The organism is Hymenobacter montanus (assembly GCF_014699115.1).
Classification (GTDB): domain Bacteria; phylum Bacteroidota; class Bacteroidia; order Cytophagales; family Hymenobacteraceae; genus Hymenobacter; species Hymenobacter montanus.
In genome coordinates, this window is the sequence record NZ_JACXAD010000009.1 from 38,366 (window position 1) to 58,133 (window position 19,768).

The window sequence follows — 19,768 nt, forward strand, 5'->3', positions numbered from 1 at the left end:
AACGGGACTTTGGCCAGAAATTTTCGGCCACATTTGAATTTATCGGGGCTCATTGGCGCAACCTGGGCCGGTGCCTGCTGTTCATCGTGCTACCGGCCGCGCTGCTGCAAGGAATCGCCTCGGGCCTCGTGCAAAAGCTGCTCGTTACTTCTCAGCTGAGCACGATGTCAGCGGGTAGGGCTAACCCCTTAGAAAGTTTCGCTGCCCTAAGTACCTTATTCGCCTCGCCCCTATACTGGCTAGGCGTTGCAATGGGTGTCGCTTTCCTTATCCTGATGATGCTTACGGTGTACGCCTACATACTCCGATGCCTGCGCCCTACCCCTTCCGATGCACCAATTACGGTCAGTGAAGTCTGGGCCGTGGTGAGGGCTCAATTTTTCAGTTCGCTCGTTTCGTACTTTGGCATCTCTTGTATAGTGGGCTTTGGCTTTATTATTTTTTTCATACCAGGCGTTTACCTGCTGGTTGGTTTAAGTTTGTTTTATGCAATTAAGGTATTGGAAGACAGCGATTTCACCACTTCCATCAGCCGTTCGCTGCAGCTCACGCGGGGCAAATGGTGGTCTACCTTTGGGCTGCTATTTGTCATGACCATGATGCTGGGGATGGCCCTCGGCGTTGCCGGCGGGATCATAGGAAGCATTGTCGGGGGCCTGGGTTGGGTCCTTGGGCTTTATAAAGATGGCAGCTCCGCAGCGGGGGCGTTCGCAGTGATTGCTTCCACCCTTGGGAGCTTATTCAACCTGTTTATTTACACACCTTTGCTGATTGCCCTTGCTTTTCAGTACTTCAACCTCGTGGAGCGTCACGAAGGGGTGGGGCTGCGCAACCTGGTGAACCAACTCGGTAAGGCCCCGGCGGCCGTTGAAAACGCGGCTTACCGTCCCGATGAGGAAGGTGAATACTAAACCGTTATCCGTAAGCCGACTCATTCTTTCCATCGCCTTCCCCGCGTTTTGCAATTCCTCCGCAGTGGCTTTTTTTTCTTTTGGGTTTCGGGTAATAATGGTGCTGGTGCTGGCTTTAGGCTGGGCAGGCCCGGCATTGGCGGCCCCGCCTGGGGCGCACTTGCTGCCTCCCGACCAGGGCCTGGCCCCGCGCCTGCGGCGGCCGGATGCTACCCGTTTACAGGAGCTGCGCAACCAACGCGAGTTTCAGTACGAAGAGCCCCGCGCCCAGCCTGGGCAAAGCGCTTGGGAAGTATACAAGGAGAAAGTCTGGAGGGCCATTCTGCGCTGGCTGAGCAGCCGAAGCTACAACCACTTTTGGCGTTGGGTATTCTACGCCCTGTTCCTGGTGGCCGGAGTATTCGTGGTACTCAAGCTGATGCAGATCAACCTGACGGCCGTGTTTAGCCGAACGCCCCGGCGGGTAGCCCTGGCTTACGACACCGCGAGCGAGAACATCCACGAAGTGGATTTTGCCACCCGCCTGGCCGAAGCCGAGGCGGCCGGTAACCTGCGTTTGGCCGTGCGATTGGGCTATTTGCGGCTACTCAAAGCACTCTCCGACGGTGGGCTCATTCAGTGGCAGCCCGATAAAACCAACCACGCCTACCTGGCCGAACTGCCGCCCAGCGGGCTGCGCGAAGAGTTTCGCGAAATCACCCGGCAGTTTGAGTTCGTGTGGTATGGCGAGATAGCGTTGTCGGGTAAACTGTACGAGCGGGTGCGCGCCGACCACCAAGCCTTTCATGGACAAGTAGCGGGACGAGTTCGTCGCGCCGCCTGATTTATCTTTTAGCTGCCATGACTTCTCCGTTTCGCTGGTATTGGGTGGGCCTGCTGGCATTGTTCGGCGCCTACGTGGCCCTGGAATACTACCAGCCCAAACCGGTGGACTGGCGCCCCACGTTTATCAACAAAGACAAGATTCCGTACGGCACTTACGTGCTCTACGATCAATTGCCGCGCCTGCTGGGCACTGATTCCATCGAAACCACGCGCCTGCCCATCTATAACCAGCTTACGGGTATCCCGCTGGCAGTGACCGATGCCCTGGAATCCGCCCAGACCACCACGCAAACCATTGAGCCCGATACCAGCGGTGCTACCTCGACCGAGGCTGAATCGACAGAATCTTCAGATTCTACTGCTTCACCCTCCACGGAGTCACTGCCCGCTACCGATAGCACCAAGCCCGGTCCCTCCGAGGCCCGAGCCCCACGCTCCGACTCGACGGCTCCTGATACCCCGGCCAAAGACGAAGACGAGAGTGAAGAGGACGAAGAGGGTTCGTCCGAGATTCCTTTGGTTGCGACCCGGGCCAATTACCTGTTCGTCAACACGCAATTTAGCGCGGGCACTCCCGACACCCACGCCTTGCTCCGCTTCGTCGCCAATGGCAACGACGTGTTTATTGCCGCCGAGGACTTTGGCGATTCTACGGCCGTTTTTCTGGACACCCTGGGCGTCCGAACCGATATTGTCGACGTGCCCACTCACGCGGGGCCGCAGGGCTTGCCAGTAGCTGATTCGGCAGTTCTGCACTTCACCAACCCGAGCCTTGCCGGGCCCCGCCACCGCCTGCCGGGCCTGGTTTCCAACGTGCGGCTGGTTGTTGATTCCGGTCAGGTGGGCCACACCCTGGCCGCCGATGCCGAAGGCCGGCCCGTGCTCGTCCGGCTAAACTTTGGCCGGGGGCATTTTTACCTGTGCTCGGTGCCGCAGGCTTTCAGCAACCAGTTTATGCTGCGGCCCCGCACCGGCCAGTTTGCCGCGACGGCCCTCTCCTACCTGCCAACCCGCCTCACCTGGTGGGATGAGTACCAGAAGCAAGGCCGGCCCGGCGAGCAGTCGCTGCTCCGCCTCGTGAGCAGCCACGAAGCGCTCAGCACCGCGTACTACCTCCTCATTTGGGGAGGGCTGCTCTTTGTGTTTGTCGAGGCGCGCCGCCGCCAGCGCATCATTCCTACCCTTAAGCCGCTGCCCAACACCACCCTGCTATTTACGCGCACCGTGGCCAGCCTCTACCGCCACGGCCGCAGCCATACGCTCATTGCCGAGAAAAAAGTCGGTTTATTTATGGACTACCTGCGCACCCGCTTTCAGGAAGCCAACCCCGACCTTGGCGATGTGGACTTCCGCGAACGGCTCAGCCAAAAGTCGGGCTTGTCCCGGCCCCGCGTGGATGAGCTGATTCGCCTCGTAAACTTTGCCCGCACCGCTCCCCAAATGACCGACCACCAATTGCTGCAACTAAGCAAGGCCCTGAGTGATTTCAAGCGGGAAGCCGGTCGATAATTCCTCATTGTACTCTCCTCAGAAATCCGGTTTTTCAAAGATTGTACTTTTCTGCTAACCGCGCTATACTGATCTCGTAATCAGGCTCCGTTTTCTTACAACTGTTTAGCTTTTACTTCGACTCGTCCCCCGGCCGCATCAGCCACCGCTTCATCTCATGGAAAACGACCTTCCCGATAACGCTTCCGGCAGCACCCCGACCGACCACTCAGTTCCCTATGCCCCGGCCGTTCCGGCGCACGGTGGGCCCGCTAATCAGGCCAGCCCGGATGCTGGCGCCAGCCCCCTACCAGTAGCTCCTGAAGCCCTACCGGTAGCGCCCGAAGCGGCAACCGAATCCGCTTTTGCGCCCCGCACCAACTTCGCCCGCCTCACGGCCCAAACCGATGCCATCCGCCAGGAAATCGGCAAAATCATTGTCGGGCAAACCGATTTGCTGGAGCTGCTGCTCACGGCCCTGCTCGCCGATGGCCACGTGCTCCTCGAAGGAGTGCCGGGCGTGGCCAAGACTCTTATGGCCAAGCTGCTGGCTCGCACCCTGGCGGTGCCATTCAGCCGCATTCAGTTCACCCCCGACCTGATGCCTTCCGACGTGCTGGGCACCTCCGTTTTCCGGCAGAACAAGGCGGATTTTGAGTTTCGGCCGGGCCCGGTTTTCGCTAGTGTGGTCCTGATTGACGAAATCAACCGCGCCCCCGCCAAAACCCAATCGGCGCTGTTTGAGGTGATGGAGGAGCGGACCGTGACTCAGGATGGTACTACCTATCCCATGGCGGAGCCCTTCCTGGTACTAGCCACCCAAAACCCGGTGGAGCAGGAAGGCACCTACCGGCTACCCGAGGCCCAGCTCGACCGCTTCCTGTTCAAGCTGCACGTGGGCTACCCCTCCCTGGCCGAGGAAATACGGATTTTGAACGGCCACCACGCCGGCCTGGGCAGCACCAACCTCGACACCGTCCAACCCATTCTTTCGGCTCCTGACCTGCACAGCCTGCGCCAGCAAGTGCGGCAGCAGCGCGTCGAGGCCAATGTTCTGGAATACATCGCCAAGCTCGTGGGCCAAACCCGCGCCCACAAGTCCTTGTACCTGGGGGCTTCGCCCCGGGCCTCGCTGGCCCTGCTCAACGGCGCCAAAGCCCTGGCCGCCCTGCGCGGCCGCGACTTCGTGACGCCGGAGGATGTTCAGTTTTTAGCCCCCAGCGTGCTGCGTCACCGCATTATGCTCACGCCCGAGCGCGAGATGGAAGGTGGCACGCCCGACGAGGTGGTGAAGCAGATTATGCAGACAATTGAAGTTCCGCGGTGAGGGAATTAAAAATGAAGAATTAAAAATTAAAAATGAGAGGTTTCGAGCATGAAAGAGGACAACGCGGTACTGATGAAGAGCTACGCTTTTGCTAAGCGTGCTGTGCTGCTCCACAAGATGCTGTTGAAGAGCAAGCAGCCTCGTTCGCTAGCCGACCAAGTGCTGCGTTGCGGTACCTCGATTGGGGCTAATGTTGAGGAAGCAGTAGGAGGATTTTCACGTCGTGACTTCGCTGCCAAGTGCAGCATAGCTTACAAAGAGGCCCGCGAAACCCATTACTGGCTGCGTCTATTGCGCGATACCGAGTGTCTCGAACCCAAACTGGCTGAATCGTTGATAGATGATGCCGAAGAGCTAAAGCGCATACTCGCAGCCATCGTTATTTCGGCCCGGCTCCCCGAAGCCCCCCAAGGATAATGGGCTATTTTTAATTCTTCATTTTTAATTTTTAATTATCAATTGTCCTTCTTTCTGACTCCGCGCTTCTTTCTGGCCATCGGGGTGCTCATCACGGGCTTCGTAGTGGCTTTTTTCCTGCCGTGGCTGCTGGGGCCCCTGCGCATTATGCTAGGCATGTTCATTGTGCTCGCCCTGCTGGATGCGCTGCTGCTTTATGCTCCCGCCAAAAACAAAGCGGCGCCCGTGTTTGCGCGCCGGGTGATGGGCGAGAAACTAACCAATGGCTCGGAAAACGACATTCAGATCTACCTCGAGAACCGCTACCGCTTTCCCATTCAAACGGAAGTTATCGACGAGATTCCGCACCAGTTTCAGCGGCGCGATGTGCTGTTTAAGATGGCTGTGAAGCCGGGGAAAACGCAGATTATCACTTACCAGTTGCGGCCTACCAAGCGCGGCGAATACCAGTTTGGGACGGTGAACATCTACGTCGCCTCGCCGCTGGGGCTGGTGTGCCGCCGCTTCCGCTACGGCCACGACACCATGGTGCCGGTGTATCCGTCGTTCCTGCAAATGCGGCAGTACGAGCTGCTGGCCATTCATAACCGCCTCACGGAAGTGGGCGTGAAACGCATCCGCCGGGTAGGACACAGCTTGGAGTTCGAGCAAATCCGGCCCTACGTACCCGGCGACGACCCGCGCAGCATCAACTGGAAAGCCACCGCCCGCCGAGCCGGTACGGGCGCGGCCGACTCCCTGGTCGTCAACCATTACCAGGACGAACGGGCCCAGCAAGTATACTGCCTCATCGACAAGGGCCGGGTGATGCGCATGCCCTTCGAGGGCCTGAGCCTGCTCGACTACGCCATCAATGCCACCTTGGTAGTGAGCAACATTGCCCTGCTCAAGCACGACAAAGCCGGCTTACTCACCTTTTCGAACCGGCCCGGCGCTACCCTGGCTGCCGACCGCCGCCCCGGCCACCTGCTGAAGCTGCTTGAAATCCTGTACCGCCAGAAAACCAAATACCTGGAAACGGACTTTGAGCTGCTCTACGCCACGGTGCGGGCCCGCGTCCGGCAGCGCAGCCTGCTGCTGCTGTTCACCAACTTCGAAACCCTGCAGGGCATGCAGCGCCAACTCCCCTACCTGCGTCGCATGGCCAAAGACCATCTGCTGCTGGTCGTGTTCTTCGAGAACACTGAGCTGCGCGAGTACTTAGATGCCCCGGCGGCCACTACCGAAGACGTCTACAACCAGACCATTGCCGAGAAATTTGCCCAAGAAAAGCGGCAGATTGTGCTCGAGCTCCAGCGCTACGGCATCTACTCGCTGCTCACCGCGCCCAAAGAGCTAACCGTGAACACGATCAACAAATACCTGGAATTCAAAGCCCGGGGGCTGATTTAGCCAGGCGTTAGCCATCAAAAGCAGGTACCCCAGAAGAGCGGCCAGGGTGCGAGCTAGAGCAGTTCTCGCAGAGAAAAGAATTAAAAATGAAGAATTAAAAAATTTGACCAGCAGATTTTTAATTCTTCATTTTTAATTTTTAATTCCTAAAAACCGTAACCTGACCTGAGAACCGCTCTAGCGGGAAGCAAGCGCAACTTCTTCAGGCCGTGGTGGATGAAGATGGCCGGCGGGCCGGTAGAAGTAGTAGCCCGACACCTCCCACACGATAACCAGAGCCGGGTGCTGGTCAGTTGAGCGAGGCACGATACCATTGCCGGTCAATGCTATACTGATAATAAACAGGCTACTAACCAGCCAAACCAATCAGGAAGGGGTTTCATCATGAGGCCAAAGCAACACCACCAGTGGCAAGGTGAGCTAACCTCGACGCCGCGGGAACCACCGACCGCCGTAATTTGGCAGAATGATGAGATTTTGGTTTTGTTGTGCTCTCCTGCTTGGGCTGCTCACTCAATCGGGCCTCGCCCAACCCGAGGCCCCCACTCTGCTACCGGTACCGGCGGAACTGCGCTGGGGCCGGGGCCGCCTGAGCTTGTCGACCCCACTCAAGCTGCAGCTCGACAACTCGCCCGACCCGGCCGTAGCGGCCGCCGTCGGCCGCTTGCTGGCCCGCCTATACGGGTCGGCCAAGCCCCCGGCGACCGGGCCCGTGCTGCAAATCCGCTACGGCCGCGCGGGCCACGCCGAGCAGTTCGACGAAGAGCGCTACAGCCTGCGCGTAACACCGATAGGCGTGAGCATCGACGCACCAACGAGCCTGGGCGTGCTGCGGGCCCTGGCCACGCTCGAGCAACTACCCATTCGAGAAAAGCGCCACCCCTACCTGCCCGAAGTCGACGTTCAGGACCGGCCCCGGTTCGCGTGGCGGGGCCTGCTGATTGACGCGGCCCGGCACTTCCTGCCCGTGCCCGTCATCAAGCGCAACCTCGACGGCATGGCGGCCGTGAAGCTGAATGTGCTGCACTGGCACCTGAGCGACGACCAGGGCTTCCGGGTGGAGAGCAAGCTGCTGCCGCGCCTATCCCAGGTAGGCGGTGCTAATGGGTTTTATACCCAGGCCGAGGTGCGCGACGTGATTGAGTACGCGGCAGCCCGCGGCATTCGGGTAGTGCCCGAGTTCGACGTGCCCGGCCACGCCACCAGTTGGATTACGGCCTATCCCCGGCTGGCCTCCAACGATTCGGCTTACGCCGTACCCACCAGATGGGGCGTGCTGAACGTGGCCCTCGACCCCACCCGCGAAACGACTTATTCGCTGCTCGACTCGCTGTTCACCGAAATGACGGCGCTGTTCCCGGACCCGTACTTTCACATCGGCGGCGATGAGAACGATGGTCGGCAGTGGCGCCGCAACCCGCGGATTAGCGCCTTCATGCGCGCCAAGGGCTTCGTGAAGGCCGACGGCAAAACTGTAGACAAGCACCAGCTCCAAACCTATTTCAACCGCCGGGTGCTGACCATGCTGCAGAAGAACGGCAAAATAATGGTGGGCTGGGATGAAATCCTCGGGCCCGATTTGCCCAAAGAGGCCGTCGTGCAAAGCTGGCGGGGCAAAAAGGGGCTGACCGATGCCGCCCAACTGGGCCACCCGGTGCTGCTGTCGAACGGCTACTACCTCGATTTGAACTACTCCGCTGCCAGCCACTACGCGGCCGACCCACTGCCGCCTGATACCCCGCTAACGGCTGCCGAGCAAAAGCTGGTGCTGGGCGGCGAGGCCGCCATGTGGGCCGAGTTTGCCGATTCTACCATTTTGGACTCGCGCATCTGGCCCCGGGCCGGAGCCGTGGCCGAACGGCTGTGGTCGCCCCAGGCGGCCGCCCAGGACGTGGCCGACCTATACCGACGCCTGCCAGCAGTTTCCAGCGAGCTAGAAACCCTGGGCCTGCGCCACCGCCGCGGCCCCGAACAGTTGCTGACTCAAATGGCCGGCTCCGGTAGCACCGCTCCGCTGCGCACCCTGGCCGAGGTGTTGGAGCCCGTAAAAGAGTACAAGCGCCACTTCCAGGGCTTCAAATATACCACCCAAACCCCCCTGAACCGCCTAGTGGACGTGGCCCCGGCCGAATCGGAGGTGGCCCGGCGCTTCGGCACGCTGGTGGATAGCGTGGTGGCGGGTGGGACCGGAGTAGCGGGCCGCCCCGGGCGTTTGCCCCAGCAGCTAGTGGCCCTCCGGGCGCAGCTGCTGCGGTGGCAGGCCAACGACCCGGGCCTGCAAAAGCTGCTGGCCCTTAATCCCGCTCTGCGGGAGTACGGCCCGCTTTCGACCCAGCTCGCCGCTGTTTCCCGGATATTACTCGAGCGCTTAACCCAGTTGCAAACCGGCCAACCGCCAACGGTGGCGTGGCGGTCCGCCGCCCGCGCCACCCTCAATGCCGCCGAGGCCCCGGCCGGGCAGGCGGAGCTGGCCATCGTGCGGGCCGCACGCAAGCTGGCCGGCGTCTGAGCCAACTTTGTAGCCATCGTTGAAATAGCATTTCGGGAAATCTCCCAAGCTGGGTGTTCACTTTCTCTGCTTGGGCCTGGTTCTTCTTGTTCGAGAATAAAGACAGTCAGAGGGCTAGCCGGCAAACTCAGGGAAGAGACTACGCTATGCGAGGCCGGTTGCGGAAATCCTGCCAGGTGCAACAGCAGCGGTGATCGTCGGATTCTACCCGGCAAAAGGGCCTTCGCCCGGCCGAGGAGGCAGAATCAGACATAAGACCATGCCTGGGAGGAAGAAACTCCATCTGGCATTGCAGCTTAGGCTAACTTACCCGTTACACAAATTAAATTATTTTGCATCAAAACTTCTTTTGTGCCATCAATTCCATTGAATGCGTTAAGGCTTTCGCCGTTGCGGCTGGCGCTGCTGGGCTTGCTATTGTTCGCTTTGCCATATAGCATACTACTGGCGCATAGCTACCTAACTATCGATGACAATCTGGATACCGAGCTCAGTATCCCCTATTTGCTGGTCCGTCATGGAGTAGCTTTCAATTACGATACGAAGGCGGTAGTGCCAGCCATCATGAATGGCCTGCCACGCAATGCGCTCCGCTCTGGCCTGAGCCCCACCATTGGTTTGTTTGCACTGTTGCCACCCTGGGCGGCATACCTGGTGCACCAGGCGCTGGTTCGACTGCTTGGTCTGCTCGGCATGTACGCGCTGTTGCGGCGAGAATTCCTTGTCGAAAAGCGTTCCTCAGTGCTGGCGGCGGCGCTGGCGTTATGCTGGGCCGTGCTACCGATGTACACTATTTATGGGGTGTCGGTGCTGGGGCAGCCAGCGCTGCTCCTGGCGTTTCTGGGGTTACGGCACGGGCCGGCGCGGTGGTGGCACTGGGTCCTTATTGTGGGGTTTCCGCTTTGGAGCATGTTCGTATTCGTGGGGCCGTTCATACTGGCGGCGTTGGGCGGCTGGTGGCTCTGGGACTGGGGGCGCACGCGCCGACCCAATGGGCGCTTTCTAGCGGGCTTGGTACTGCTGCTGGTAGGATATCTGGTGGTGGAATGGCGCCTGTTTTACTCGCTGCTGGTAGCCAAACAATTCGTACCGCACCGCCTCGAGTTCGATATGGCCCAGCTGACGGACATGAGTTTACAGGCTGGGCTACAGAGCGCGGCCCAGTTTTTCCTGTTTGGGCAGTACCACGCCAGCCGATTCCTGCGCGGGGCGGTGCTGCTGGCCGTAGTAGTGGCCGTGGTGCTGGCACCCGCCGGGCAACGAGCCGGGCGGCTAAGGCGTTTCGCGCCCTGGCTGGTAGCCTTGGCTGGTATAGCCTTGTTCAGTGGCTTCTACCCACAGCTGGTGGCGCTGGCCCAAACCCGCCTGCCGCTACTGGTGGCCTTCAACTTTGGCCGTTTTCACTTCCTGACGCCCTTGCTGTGGTTTCTGCTGCTGGCCCTGGCGCTGCGCTGCTTGCCGGGCCGCTGGCAGGGGGCAGTGTTGGGCTTACAGCTGCTAATAGGGCTCGGGATGAACCCGGAATGGCTCAACAACCTGCGCGAGCTGGCCGGCCGCCCCAACCCGCACGAGCCCAACTACACCGCCTACGTAGCTCCGGCCCTGTTTCGGAAAGTGCAGCAAGCCATCGAGCGGCAAACCGGCCTGGCCCCGGCCCAGTACCGGGTGGCCAGCCTGGGCTTGCCGCCGGCCGTGCCGCAGCTCAACAATTTCTACACCATTGACTCCTACCAAAACAACTACCCGCTATCGTACAAACACCATTTCCGCCCTGTTATAGCCGGCGAGCTGGCTAAGAGCCCGGACCTGCGCCGCTACTTCGATGCCTGGGCCAACCGCTGCTACCTGTTTTCGGCGGAGCTGGGCAAGAACTTCCGGGTGGGGGCCGCTCCCCCGCGCGTGGTGCAAGATTTCGACTTCGATGCCGCCGCCTTCCGGCAGCTAGGCGGGCGCTACGTCCTATCGGCCGCCCAGTTGGCCACGCCCGCCCGCAGCGGCCTACGGCTGGCCGGCGTGTTCGAGCAGCCCGGGGCTTACTGGCGCATCTGGCTGTATGAGGTGACTAAGTGACCAGGTCCTGATTTGATTTCTATGGCTCTTCCTTACATTGGGATACTAGAGCAAGCCCAAAACAGCCGGGACTTTAGTGAAGGAGTGTCTACGAAAAACGGGGGCATTGATGGGAGGCTATTTCGAGGGGCTAGCATAGCGTACTCCATTTCGGGAGAATCAGCAAAAGCTGTTTAATGATTTCTAGTTTGCTCGCCTCCCTCCTACTTTCACGAGATGCCGCTCTTATCTTGGTAGTATGCAAGCAGAAATTACCCAAGCCCTGGCCAATCTCGACTTCACGGCCATCGATTTTGAGACCGCCAACGAACGCCGGGCCAGTGCCTGCGCCGTGGGGGTGGTACGGGTAAGTGGCGGGCAAATTGTCGAGACCTACCAGACCTTGCTTCGCCCCCGTGAGCTGCGCGTGGACTGGCGTAACTTTCAGGTGCACGGCATCGCCGAGGCCGACTTGCACGCCGCCCCTAGCATTGCCGACGCCTGGGCCAACCTGCTGCCCTACCTGCACCGTCAGCCGGTAGTGGCCCACAACTCGGCCTTCGACGTAAGCGTGCTCGAACACACCCTGCGCGACCACGACCTGCCCATTCCGGCCTTTCACTGCCTGTGCTCGGTGAAGCTAGCCAAAGCGGCCTGGCCGTACCTGCAACGCCACAAGCTCGACCACGTAGCGGCTCATTTCGGCATCCCCCTTAACCACCACGACGCCCTTTCCGACGCGCGAGCCTGCGCTGAGATTACCGTACGGGCCCTGCGGTCGGGCCGGCCCTTGCCCCTGTGCTTCAAGCAGCGCGAACTCACGGCGGGGCTGGCTCGGCGGGTGGCCCGGATAACGCTGCCCCACGCGTAAACCAGAGCCGTTTGGCACCGTGGGGTTGTGGGCGAACCGCGAATAAACCTTAGAACAGCACCGCCACCTGCATGCGGCCCGTGTGCACCGTGTTCAGCCCGTTGGCCTTGCGGCCGTCGTAGGCCAGGGTGATGTTCAGGCCGTTGCTGAGGCGCTGCTCCACGTTCAGGTTCCAGGTGAAGTTGCTGCCGGGACGCAGCGCGTTCAGGATTTCGATGGCCACGACGGAGTTGGGGTTGGTACCGTCGAATTGGACGCGGGTGTAGCGGGTGCCCGCCGTCACGGTGCGCTTGTTTACCTGGCTGAGCCGGGTTTCCAGGCCCAGCTCGTCGAAGTTGCCGGGGTTTAATTCCGCTTCGGGGCCGTCGAGCGTATTTTGCTTGAAGGTGTGCAGGTAGGTACCGGTGAGGCGCAGCGAAGGCGTGGGCTGGTAGCTGATTTCGGGCTGAACGGCGTAAATCAGCAGGCGGTAGTTGCGGGTGAGCAGGTAGCTGCTATTGGATTCGCGAATGTCGCGCGTGCCGGTAATACGGCCCGTAAACGACGTGGCCAACGTACGCCGTACCAGCAGACTTTGGGTGCTCAGGTTGCGCCGGTCCGAGCCCTGCGTTACTCCCTGCGCCAGCAAGGTTTTCTGCTGCGTTTGCTGGATGGTGAACTCGGCCCCAAAAATGGGATTGGACCGGTTGAAGTAGAGGGTATTGCGCAGTAACTGATTGAAGGCCAACAGCTGGTCGTCTTCTTTCCCAAAGCTAAAGGGGCTGAGGCGCGAAAGTAGGGAGGGGTCGGTGGTACGACGGTCGACGGTGATGCTGCTGAGCGTGGCAAAGCGCGCCACCACGGCACGCCAGCCCCCGGCTTCGCGCCAGCCGCGCGGGGCCGCCGCGGTAAGCCGGTAGCTGAGCCGATTGGTAAACGCGGTCAGGTAGTCGGCCGTGGGCAAGTACACCTTAATGTAAGTGCGGTACTGCGCGTCCGGGGTTTGGGCCTCAAAGAACTCGTCCTTTTGCTGAAGGCCGTCGCCATTAGTATCCACGTAATAGTGGGTGCCCTGACCGGCGGGTACGGGCAGGAATGAATAGTCCCGCTTCAGCTCGCGGCCGGTGGCTACGCTGTAGCTTAGCTCGGAGCGAACTTGGTTTTGCAGCAGGCCGGCGTTGTAGAACACCTGCCCCAGTACCGTACGGTTGCGGGCCAGCCCCAGCGAATCAAGGTCGCGGTAGGTAGCCAGGACCCGAATGTCCTGGGTCTGGCCCAGCCGCGAGGCCATCGTGCCCTGCCAGGTTTGGGCGGTGCCGCGCAGCTGCAGGGCCTTCTGCTCGCGGTTAGGGGCCTGGTCGCGGCGGTAACTGTAGTCGAGGCGGAACTGGGTGCGGGCCGAGTCGCGGCTCTGAACGAACACGTTGTGCTCGTCGAAGTAATTGGCCGAGCGGATGGTATCGGTGGAGGTGGAGCTCACGCGGTTCTTATCGAAGCGGTAGGTATAGCCAGGCACGAGTTTGCCCCCTACGAACCGCCCCGTGGCTTCGCCCCGCGCCCAGTTGGAATGAAAGCGGCCGGCATCCGAGCTGAGCACGAATAGAGAGCCGCGCACTTCCAGGTTGCCCAGCTTCTGGGCGGCATCCAGCCAGTGCTGCAGGCCGCTCACCTCCCCGGGCCGGAAGCGTCGGCTAACGCGGTAATTGATGCTGTTATTAAGGTCCTTGGCCAAGCCCAGGCTGAAATTAAAGATGTTATCCTCACGGTTATTTAAAGCGCTGCCGTTGGCTTGTAAAGAGTTGGTGGCGCTCCAGTTGCGGTCAAACTCAATGTCCCGGTAACGGTCAATCGGGGCAAAGCGCTTGCCCGTGTATTCGTAGTCGAGGGTCGAGCGCAGGCGGTAGTTGCGCAGCACGCCCGCCGCCAGGGCGCGGGGTAGGCGGCGATTCTGCACCACGTAGCCCACGCGCAGGGCCCCGTCCTGGTCGCTTTCGGGCGAAAACCGGTTGCGGTCGAGGCGCGACTGGGCGGCATCCACAAACACGGTCGTGCTGCTATCAACTTGGTAGCTAATCCCTGCCGTCACTAGCTGCTTGAGCACCGGCGTGGGGATGAGACGGATGGGTTGGTAGCGGCCCTGACCGGGACCCACGTACTCGTACACGCGGCCATTGGAGCTGCCAAACCGGGTGCTGAGCTGATAATCGCCTTTCCCCTGACCCACGTCCGTGAAACGCACCGTGTAGGAGCCCCGGATGGAGTCGACGGGCGTGGTGCTGCCGACGTACGTGAACACCGGCACCCGCTGCGGGCGGCCCGGCAGCAGCACCAGGTCGCGGTGGTATTGCACCACGCGGCGGTCGTATCTGGTCGAGTCCCCGCCCGGCACCTGGGCGACGGGCACGTTACCGGCTTCCCGCAGCCGCACCCGCTGGAGGCTGTCCAGATTGAGATTGGGGGCATTGTCGGGGTTGTCGGCCTCCTGGTAGAAATTGCCATGCACGCTCAGCCGGCCCACCTGCTGGTAATGGCTCGCGGCCACCAACGAGCGGGCGTAGTTGAGGTCCGAATACTCAAAGTCAATCTTAATCCGCGAGTTGCGGGTGATGAGGTGGCGCGGCGTAAAGGTTACTTCGGCCAGGTTGTAGTCGATGGTGTAGTCGGCATCGAAGCCCCTGGTTTGCAGGCGGCCATCGAGGTACACCCGCTCCGAGTTGGCCAGCACAATGATAAACTGCTCGCCGTTGGGCCCGCCGAGGCGGTACGGACCCTGCACGTTCTCGATAGGGGACACGTTAAGGCTGGCAAATTTCCCTTTGGCTACCCCGCCCGCCACCGAGGTTGAAGAGCGCCATTTCAGGCCCTTCTGAACGCCCGAGCTGCTCACGGTAGCCCCGGCAACCGTTCCTTGGTCGCCCGGGGGCGGCGCAGCGGCTCCGCTCAACCTCTGCCGGTCAGGGTCAGCGAGTTGAGGCTGACTGATAGCCGGTGGATTAAGCGTGGCCGGCGAGGGACCCGGCAGACCATTGGGCAGTTGCCCCGCCACCCCGTTCAAAAACACGGCATTCGAGACGCCCGGCGCCGCTCCAAAGCCGGCCAGCCCGGCCATGGGCGGCCCAAAATTGGCCTCCGCCGCCGCACCCTGGATGTTTTTGTAGTAGCGCAGGAAGTAGTCGGGCCGGTTGCGCAGCACCACGTCGCCGGCCGTCAGGTTCCAGTTCGGGTTGGTGAGGGTGATGTAAATCTTATCGAACTGCTGGAGCTGCTGGGTGTTGCCCTCGGGCTGGAACGGCACATTCTGGTCGCTGATGGCCGCGGTGAGGTTGATGTTCTCGGCCAGCTTGCCTTCCAGCTGCAGGTTCAAGGCCGAGTTCACAAACACGTTCTGGGTGTTGCCAAAGCTAATGCCGCGCGCTAGGTTGCCGGTCTTGCTGATGCCCGGGGTGCTCAGAATCTGCTCCTTCACCGAAAAGTCCTCAAACCGCATCACCCCTTGCCGAAAGCCTAAGGTGTCCATCAGCGTCAGGGGCCGGCGGTAGCGGGCGGTCGACAAGCGCAGCGGCAGCACCCGGTAGCACAGCAGCAGCGAGTCGGGCCGCGGAGTGCCGCCGTTGTCGTGGGGCGCGGGCCGCACCCAGCGGTAGAGGTCGGTGCGGGCGTCGTAAGTCACCACCTGGCCGTTGGCGGCCACCGACGAAGGCACCACGGTGAGCGTGTCGGTAAGGGCAAAGGTCGTCGTGTCGCGGCCCAGGCTCAGGCGCACGTAGCGGCAGCGCCGGGTGCTCGGCGGGGAGGCTGCTTCCCCCCGCCGGGCCGGGAGCCCCTGGGCGGCGGCCCACTGGCCTAAAAACAGCAACGCCGCAACGAGCAGGCCCGCGAAGGGGAAGCACAGGCGTAAGCGACGAATCATGCGGTAAAGGTCAGGGTTGACGCTTAACGACGAACGCGGGTCGTTTCGTGCCGGGGCGGCATCCGAGCTGGCATCAGCCCGCCAACGGCAGCTCAATGAAAAAGTCGGTTCCTACCCCTACTTCCGTTTCAAACCAAATTCGTCCCCCCGCGCTCTCAATCCCGCGTCGAGCCACTGCCAGGCCAATGCCCGAGCCGTTTTTCTTGGTCGTGAAATTGGGCACGAACATCTTCTCGCGCACTTCCTCCGGGATGCCCGCGCCATTGTCGTGAATAGCGACCCGAACCCTGCCGGCACCCACCGGCGTGAGCGAGACCTGAATGTGCGGCTCGCGGCCCTCGGGCACGGCCTGCCGGGCATTTATCAGCAGGTTGTTGAAGGTGCGGACCAGCAGGTTCTCATCGGCATACACGATGTAGCCCTCGGTTTCGGCATCGTCGGGCAGGTGGAGCTCCAAGGCGCCGTCGTCGGTGTCGGGTTGATGAAGGGCCGCGCAGCGGCGCAGCACGGCGGCCACATCGAGCCGCTCGGGCCGCATGGCCGGCAGGTTGGTGAAGGTGCTGAAGGAAGTAGCGATGTCGCTCAGCACATCGATTTGGGTGATGAGGGTCTGGGAAATACGGCTGATAAGTTCCTCCGCATTGTCGCGTCGCTCGGCAATGGCTTTTTGCAGGAACTGCAGGCTCAGCTTCATTGGCGTGAGCGGGTTCTTGATTTCGTGGGCCACCTGGCGCGCCATCTCGCGCCAGGCCGCTTCTTTCTCCTGGGCGGCCAGCTCCCGCTTACTGGCTTCCAGCTTGGTGAGCATGGTGTTGTATTCGCGCACCAACAAGCCGATTTCGTCGTCGGAGCTGGGGTAGTCCAGCAGTTCGTTTTTACCGGTGAGGGTGGTTTGGGTCAGCTTTTCGGTGATGAGCTTGAGGGGGGCCGTCAGGTGCCGCGCCGCCACGAATGCCAACGCCAGAAACAGCAGAAACAGCAGCGTGAAAATGTTAAGGATGGTGGTGAATAGCTCCGTTAGCTTGGTGTTCAATTCCTTTTCCGAGTCGAAAAACGGAATACCCACGTAGCCCAGAATAGGCCCGGTGGGGAGGGCAGTGTCGTCGGCCGTCGAAGTATTATCCGACACGTACGGCCGCAGGGCGGCCGGCGCTCTCCCCGAAACGGGGTGGGAGGCCAGGTGCGGGTCGCCGTGGCTGATGATGTGGCCCGCCAAGTCGGCCGCTACCGCCTCCCCTACCCCGGCCCGAATGGGCAGATACAGCGCATTGAACGACAGCGACCCCGCCCGCTCGGTGAGCAGGGCCCGCTGGCCGTTGCGCTCGCGCAGGGCCACCGCCGCCTGCGGGTTCAGCAGGGGTCCCAGCAGGCCCGCATCGAAAATCAGGGGCTGGCTGCTGGCCAGGAGCTCGCCGTGGGCATCGTAGAGGTTCAGGTCGGTTTCGGTAAGAACCGCTACGTTCTTGGCCAGCGCCGCCAGCGTAGAGCGCGCGGTGGTATCCGACAGCAGGTGGCGCTGGCGCCGCAGGCTTTCCAAGGCCAGTTGACCGCGGCGCTCGTAGGTCCGAATCAGGTCGCGCTGATAAGAGTCGATGAGCTGGCTGGCGGTGGCTACGCTTACCACCACCAGGGGCACGACGATGCCCACGTTCAACAGCAGCCGGATGCGGGTACTAAAGTTAATTCGCAGCGGGGCGGCCCCCCGGCCGCGCAACAGCAGCAAGACCCCGCTCACCACCAGCCAGAAAAAGGAGGAGAGCAGAAATTGAAACGAGAAGTTGGCTAGCCAGTCGCCCGGCGAATACGTGGCCGTGGTCACCACCACCGTGCGGTCGAGCGAGCCCCGCACGGCATAGTGATGGTAGCCATTTAGACTCAGCCCGGCGCCGTAGAGGCGCGGCTGGCTCAGCGCCGAAACCGGTAGGTTGTTGGCGTAATCGAAGTCGCCCTCGCTGTACACCAGCCGGCCCTCCTTGTAGCCGGCGTAGCTGAGTTCCGTAGCCAGCCCCGGCTGGAAGAACTTCTGGTCGACCAACAGCTCCGGCAGGACGCTATAGGTGGTGAGCTTCTTGAGGGTTAGCTCGACCCGGACCCCACCCAGGGGGAGGCCGAAGCCGTTGATGCGCCTGCCCGGAACCGTGATTTGCGCGACGTAGCGCCGCGAGCTGAACGGATTGCCCGAATGCAACAGGTACACGCCGCGCTGGTCGGTCCGCGTGGCGTGGCGCTCCAGGTAGGCCCGCGAGGCGACCAGGCCAGGGGTACCGGGCGGCGCATCCAGGGGGGCGCCGGCGGCGTCGTAGAGGGTGATGCTGCTCTCGTACTTGTCGAAGTAATCGCTCAAATACTGCCGGGCAATCCGCTGCCGCACCACCTCCGTTTGCCCAAACGCCGCCGACAGCGACTGGCGGACGAAGGGATCGGCGGCAATGGCCTGCATGCGCTCTCCCAGGTAAAATTCTCCCTGAAAATCGTTGTCAACGAGCAGGTTTCCCGCCAGGCGCTGCTTATCGGCCAGCAGTTGGCGCTCAAAATGCGAGTAGAGCGCCAGGGCCCCGGTAGCGGAGGCCAGCGCCAGGAGCAAGGTAATCAGCACCGACGTCTGGTAACTGCCCACGGTGGATATGGTCTGCAGCTTCACGGCGGGTACCAGCGCCGCAAACAGCAGCAGTATGCCCGCCAGCAAAACCCAGGGCTCCCCCAGCGCGAGCCCCAGGCCCAGCAGCGGCAGGGCTGGCAGTACGGGTCCCAGCAGTAACACTCGCCGCGGCACGTGCTGCAACAGCACCCCGGCCAGCTGGATCAAGCCTAAAAAGCCGGCCAGCCAGGCTACCGAATGAAGCAGTACGGCCAGGGCCAGCAACATCCAGGAGTTGGTTATTTGCAGGTTTCGCGTTACGTCCAAGCTCAACTGCGAGCTGCCGAACGCCGTCAGGTAATAGCCGAAGAGCAACACCAGCCACCCCCCAAACGCCAGCCCGAGCAGGGCCATGACCAGTACCTGCCCGCGCGGGGAGCGGGGCGCCCGCACGCGTTTCAGCACCTTCAGGTGGCGCCACAGCGCGCTGCCCCCCGCCGCCACTACCAGGGCCAGCAGGGCGTCCAGCAATAAATCGCCCAACGAAGGCGCCCACCATGCTGCCGCATAAACCCGCGGGTCGAAAAGCGGGAGCTCGATATAAGAATACGGCACCCCAAAATACAGCAACCCACCCCGCAACACGATTAAGGGCAGCACAAAGGCCGCCACGGCCGCCCCCACCCGCCTAACCCGCCACAAGCGCCACGCCAACAGCAGCCACCCGGCCGCGTACAGCACGCTGCCCAGCCCGAGCAGCACCAGCGGCACGTACTGCCCCGTCAGGGGGTTAGGTTGCAGGCGCCTTATAGAGAACAGGTAACGCCCATTCTCCGCCTCGAAGCGGGCTCCGCTGCGCGCCGTGCTGTCGGAGACTACTTGCAGCTCCAGGCCCCGGAATAAGGACTGTTCTCCCCCTTCCCGTAAATAGCGGTTGCTGATGCCGTACCGCTGCTGCAGCGGCACGTAGGTCAGAATCAGGTACCGGCCGGCCGGGCGGCGCAGCATCAGAAAATGACCCATCGGGTTTTCGATGAGGTGTTCGGCATCCGGGCTGGACGCTTCCGCTTCGGGCCGGACGGTGGCGTCGGACCAGTAGCGCAGGGTGCCATTTTCCAGTACGCAGGTTGGGTAGGTGGTTTGGGCCAGCAGCTTCTGAAAGCTGTAATTCCCAAGCTGTAGCTGCGCCGCTACGGCTTCGGCCTCGCGATGAGCCGTGTTTTTAGCGTCCCGCACAAGCTGTTGCAGGCGGGTTACGTCGGTGCGGTATACTACTCCCGACGTCTGCGCGTAGCGGCTAGCCAGGTAGCTGCCCACAAAGCACAGCGTACCTGCCAGTAGCAACAACGAGGGCAAACGCCGCCACGTGCGAGGTAGAACCACTGATTTGCTGAGGTTATGAAAAGATTTCAGAAAAAAGGAAGTCAGGCTCAAGCAAGCTCTTGCCTAAGCGAATGAGTATCGAATAAGTCTAGGCCCTTAAAAAGCAAAATAACCTAAAATAGCGGTTGC

At 61.5% G+C, this 19,768-nt stretch carries 11 protein-coding genes; 9 read left to right on the plus strand and 2 right to left on the minus strand.

Going from position 1 to position 19,768, the window contains the following annotated elements; translation table 11 throughout:
* Positions 1-275: 275 nt before the first annotated feature.
* From IC235_RS09660 to IC235_RS09700, 9 genes are all read left to right on the plus strand, one after another.
* Positions 276-911 (plus strand): hypothetical protein, encoded by a 636-nt coding sequence (locus IC235_RS09660; protein ID WP_191004973.1) that lies wholly within the window; start codon positions 276-278, stop codon positions 909-911.
* Positions 912-975: 64 nt separating this feature from the next.
* Positions 976-1,734 carry a DUF4129 domain-containing protein gene (locus IC235_RS22600; protein ID WP_191004974.1) on the plus strand — a complete coding sequence of 253 codons (759 nt, stop codon included), beginning with the start codon at positions 976-978 and terminating at the stop codon, positions 1,732-1,734.
* A gap of 17 nt (positions 1,735-1,751) precedes the next feature.
* Positions 1,752-3,245, plus strand: a complete 1,494-nt coding sequence (locus tag IC235_RS09670; RefSeq protein WP_191004975.1) for a DUF4350 domain-containing protein — start codon at positions 1,752-1,754, stop codon at positions 3,243-3,245.
* A gap of 157 nt (positions 3,246-3,402) precedes the next feature.
* A complete protein-coding gene (locus IC235_RS09675; RefSeq protein ID WP_223847183.1) occupies positions 3,403-4,551 on the plus strand; it encodes an AAA family ATPase in 1,149 nt (382 codons plus the stop codon).
* Positions 4,552-4,599: 48 nt separating this feature from the next.
* The gene (locus IC235_RS09680; protein ID WP_191004976.1) at positions 4,600-4,968 is read left to right on the plus strand and encodes a four helix bundle protein; all 369 of its coding nucleotides are present in this window, start codon (positions 4,600-4,602) and stop codon (positions 4,966-4,968) included.
* 42 nt (positions 4,969-5,010) lie between these two features.
* On the plus strand, positions 5,011-6,360 hold the full coding sequence (locus IC235_RS09685; protein ID WP_191004977.1) for a DUF58 domain-containing protein: 1,350 nt from the start codon (positions 5,011-5,013) through the stop codon (positions 6,358-6,360).
* A gap of 466 nt (positions 6,361-6,826) precedes the next feature.
* A complete protein-coding gene (locus tag IC235_RS09690; protein ID WP_191004978.1) occupies positions 6,827-8,869 on the plus strand; it encodes a beta-N-acetylhexosaminidase in 2,043 nt (680 codons plus the stop codon).
* A gap of 351 nt (positions 8,870-9,220) precedes the next feature.
* Entirely contained in the window at positions 9,221-10,939 is a 1,719-nt protein-coding gene (locus IC235_RS09695) for a DUF6044 family protein (protein ID WP_191004979.1), read from the plus strand.
* Between the two features lie 238 nt (positions 10,940-11,177).
* On the plus strand, positions 11,178-11,789 hold the full coding sequence (locus tag IC235_RS09700; protein WP_191004980.1) for a 3'-5' exonuclease: 612 nt from the start codon (positions 11,178-11,180) through the stop codon (positions 11,787-11,789).
* Between the two features lie 49 nt (positions 11,790-11,838).
* Here IC235_RS09700 and IC235_RS09705 read toward each other — a convergent pair whose 3' ends face one another.
* Both IC235_RS09705 and IC235_RS09710 read right to left on the minus strand, forming a co-directional pair.
* On the minus strand, positions 11,839-15,678 hold the full coding sequence (locus IC235_RS09705; RefSeq protein WP_191004981.1) for a hypothetical protein: 3,840 nt from the start codon (positions 15,676-15,678) through the stop codon (positions 11,839-11,841).
* A 73-nt stretch (positions 15,679-15,751) separates the two neighbouring features.
* Positions 15,752-19,639, minus strand: coding sequence for a sensor histidine kinase (locus IC235_RS09710; protein ID WP_317173550.1), 3,888 nt, complete (start codon positions 19,637-19,639; stop codon positions 15,752-15,754).
* Positions 19,640-19,768 lie beyond the last annotated feature (129 nt).

Excerpts from the sequence above, each read along its gene's own strand:
- IC235_RS09680 (WP_191004976.1), top strand. The coding sequence starts at position 4,600 with ATGAAAGAGGACAACGCGGTACTGATGAAGAGCTACGCTTTTGCTAAG.
- IC235_RS09700 (WP_191004980.1), top strand. The coding sequence starts at position 11,178 with ATGCAAGCAGAAATTACCCAAGCCCTGGCCAATCTCGACTTCACGGCC.
- IC235_RS09705 (WP_191004981.1), bottom strand. The coding sequence starts at position 15,678 with ATGATTCGTCGCTTACGCCTGTGCTTCCCCTTCGCGGGCCTGCTCGTT.
- IC235_RS09670 (WP_191004975.1), top strand. The coding sequence starts at position 1,752 with ATGACTTCTCCGTTTCGCTGGTATTGGGTGGGCCTGCTGGCATTGTTC.
- IC235_RS09690 (WP_191004978.1), top strand. The coding sequence starts at position 6,827 with ATGATGAGATTTTGGTTTTGTTGTGCTCTCCTGCTTGGGCTGCTCACT.
- IC235_RS09660 (WP_191004973.1), top strand. The coding sequence starts at position 276 with ATGATGCTTACGGTGTACGCCTACATACTCCGATGCCTGCGCCCTACC.
- IC235_RS09675 (WP_223847183.1), top strand. The coding sequence starts at position 3,403 with ATGGAAAACGACCTTCCCGATAACGCTTCCGGCAGCACCCCGACCGAC.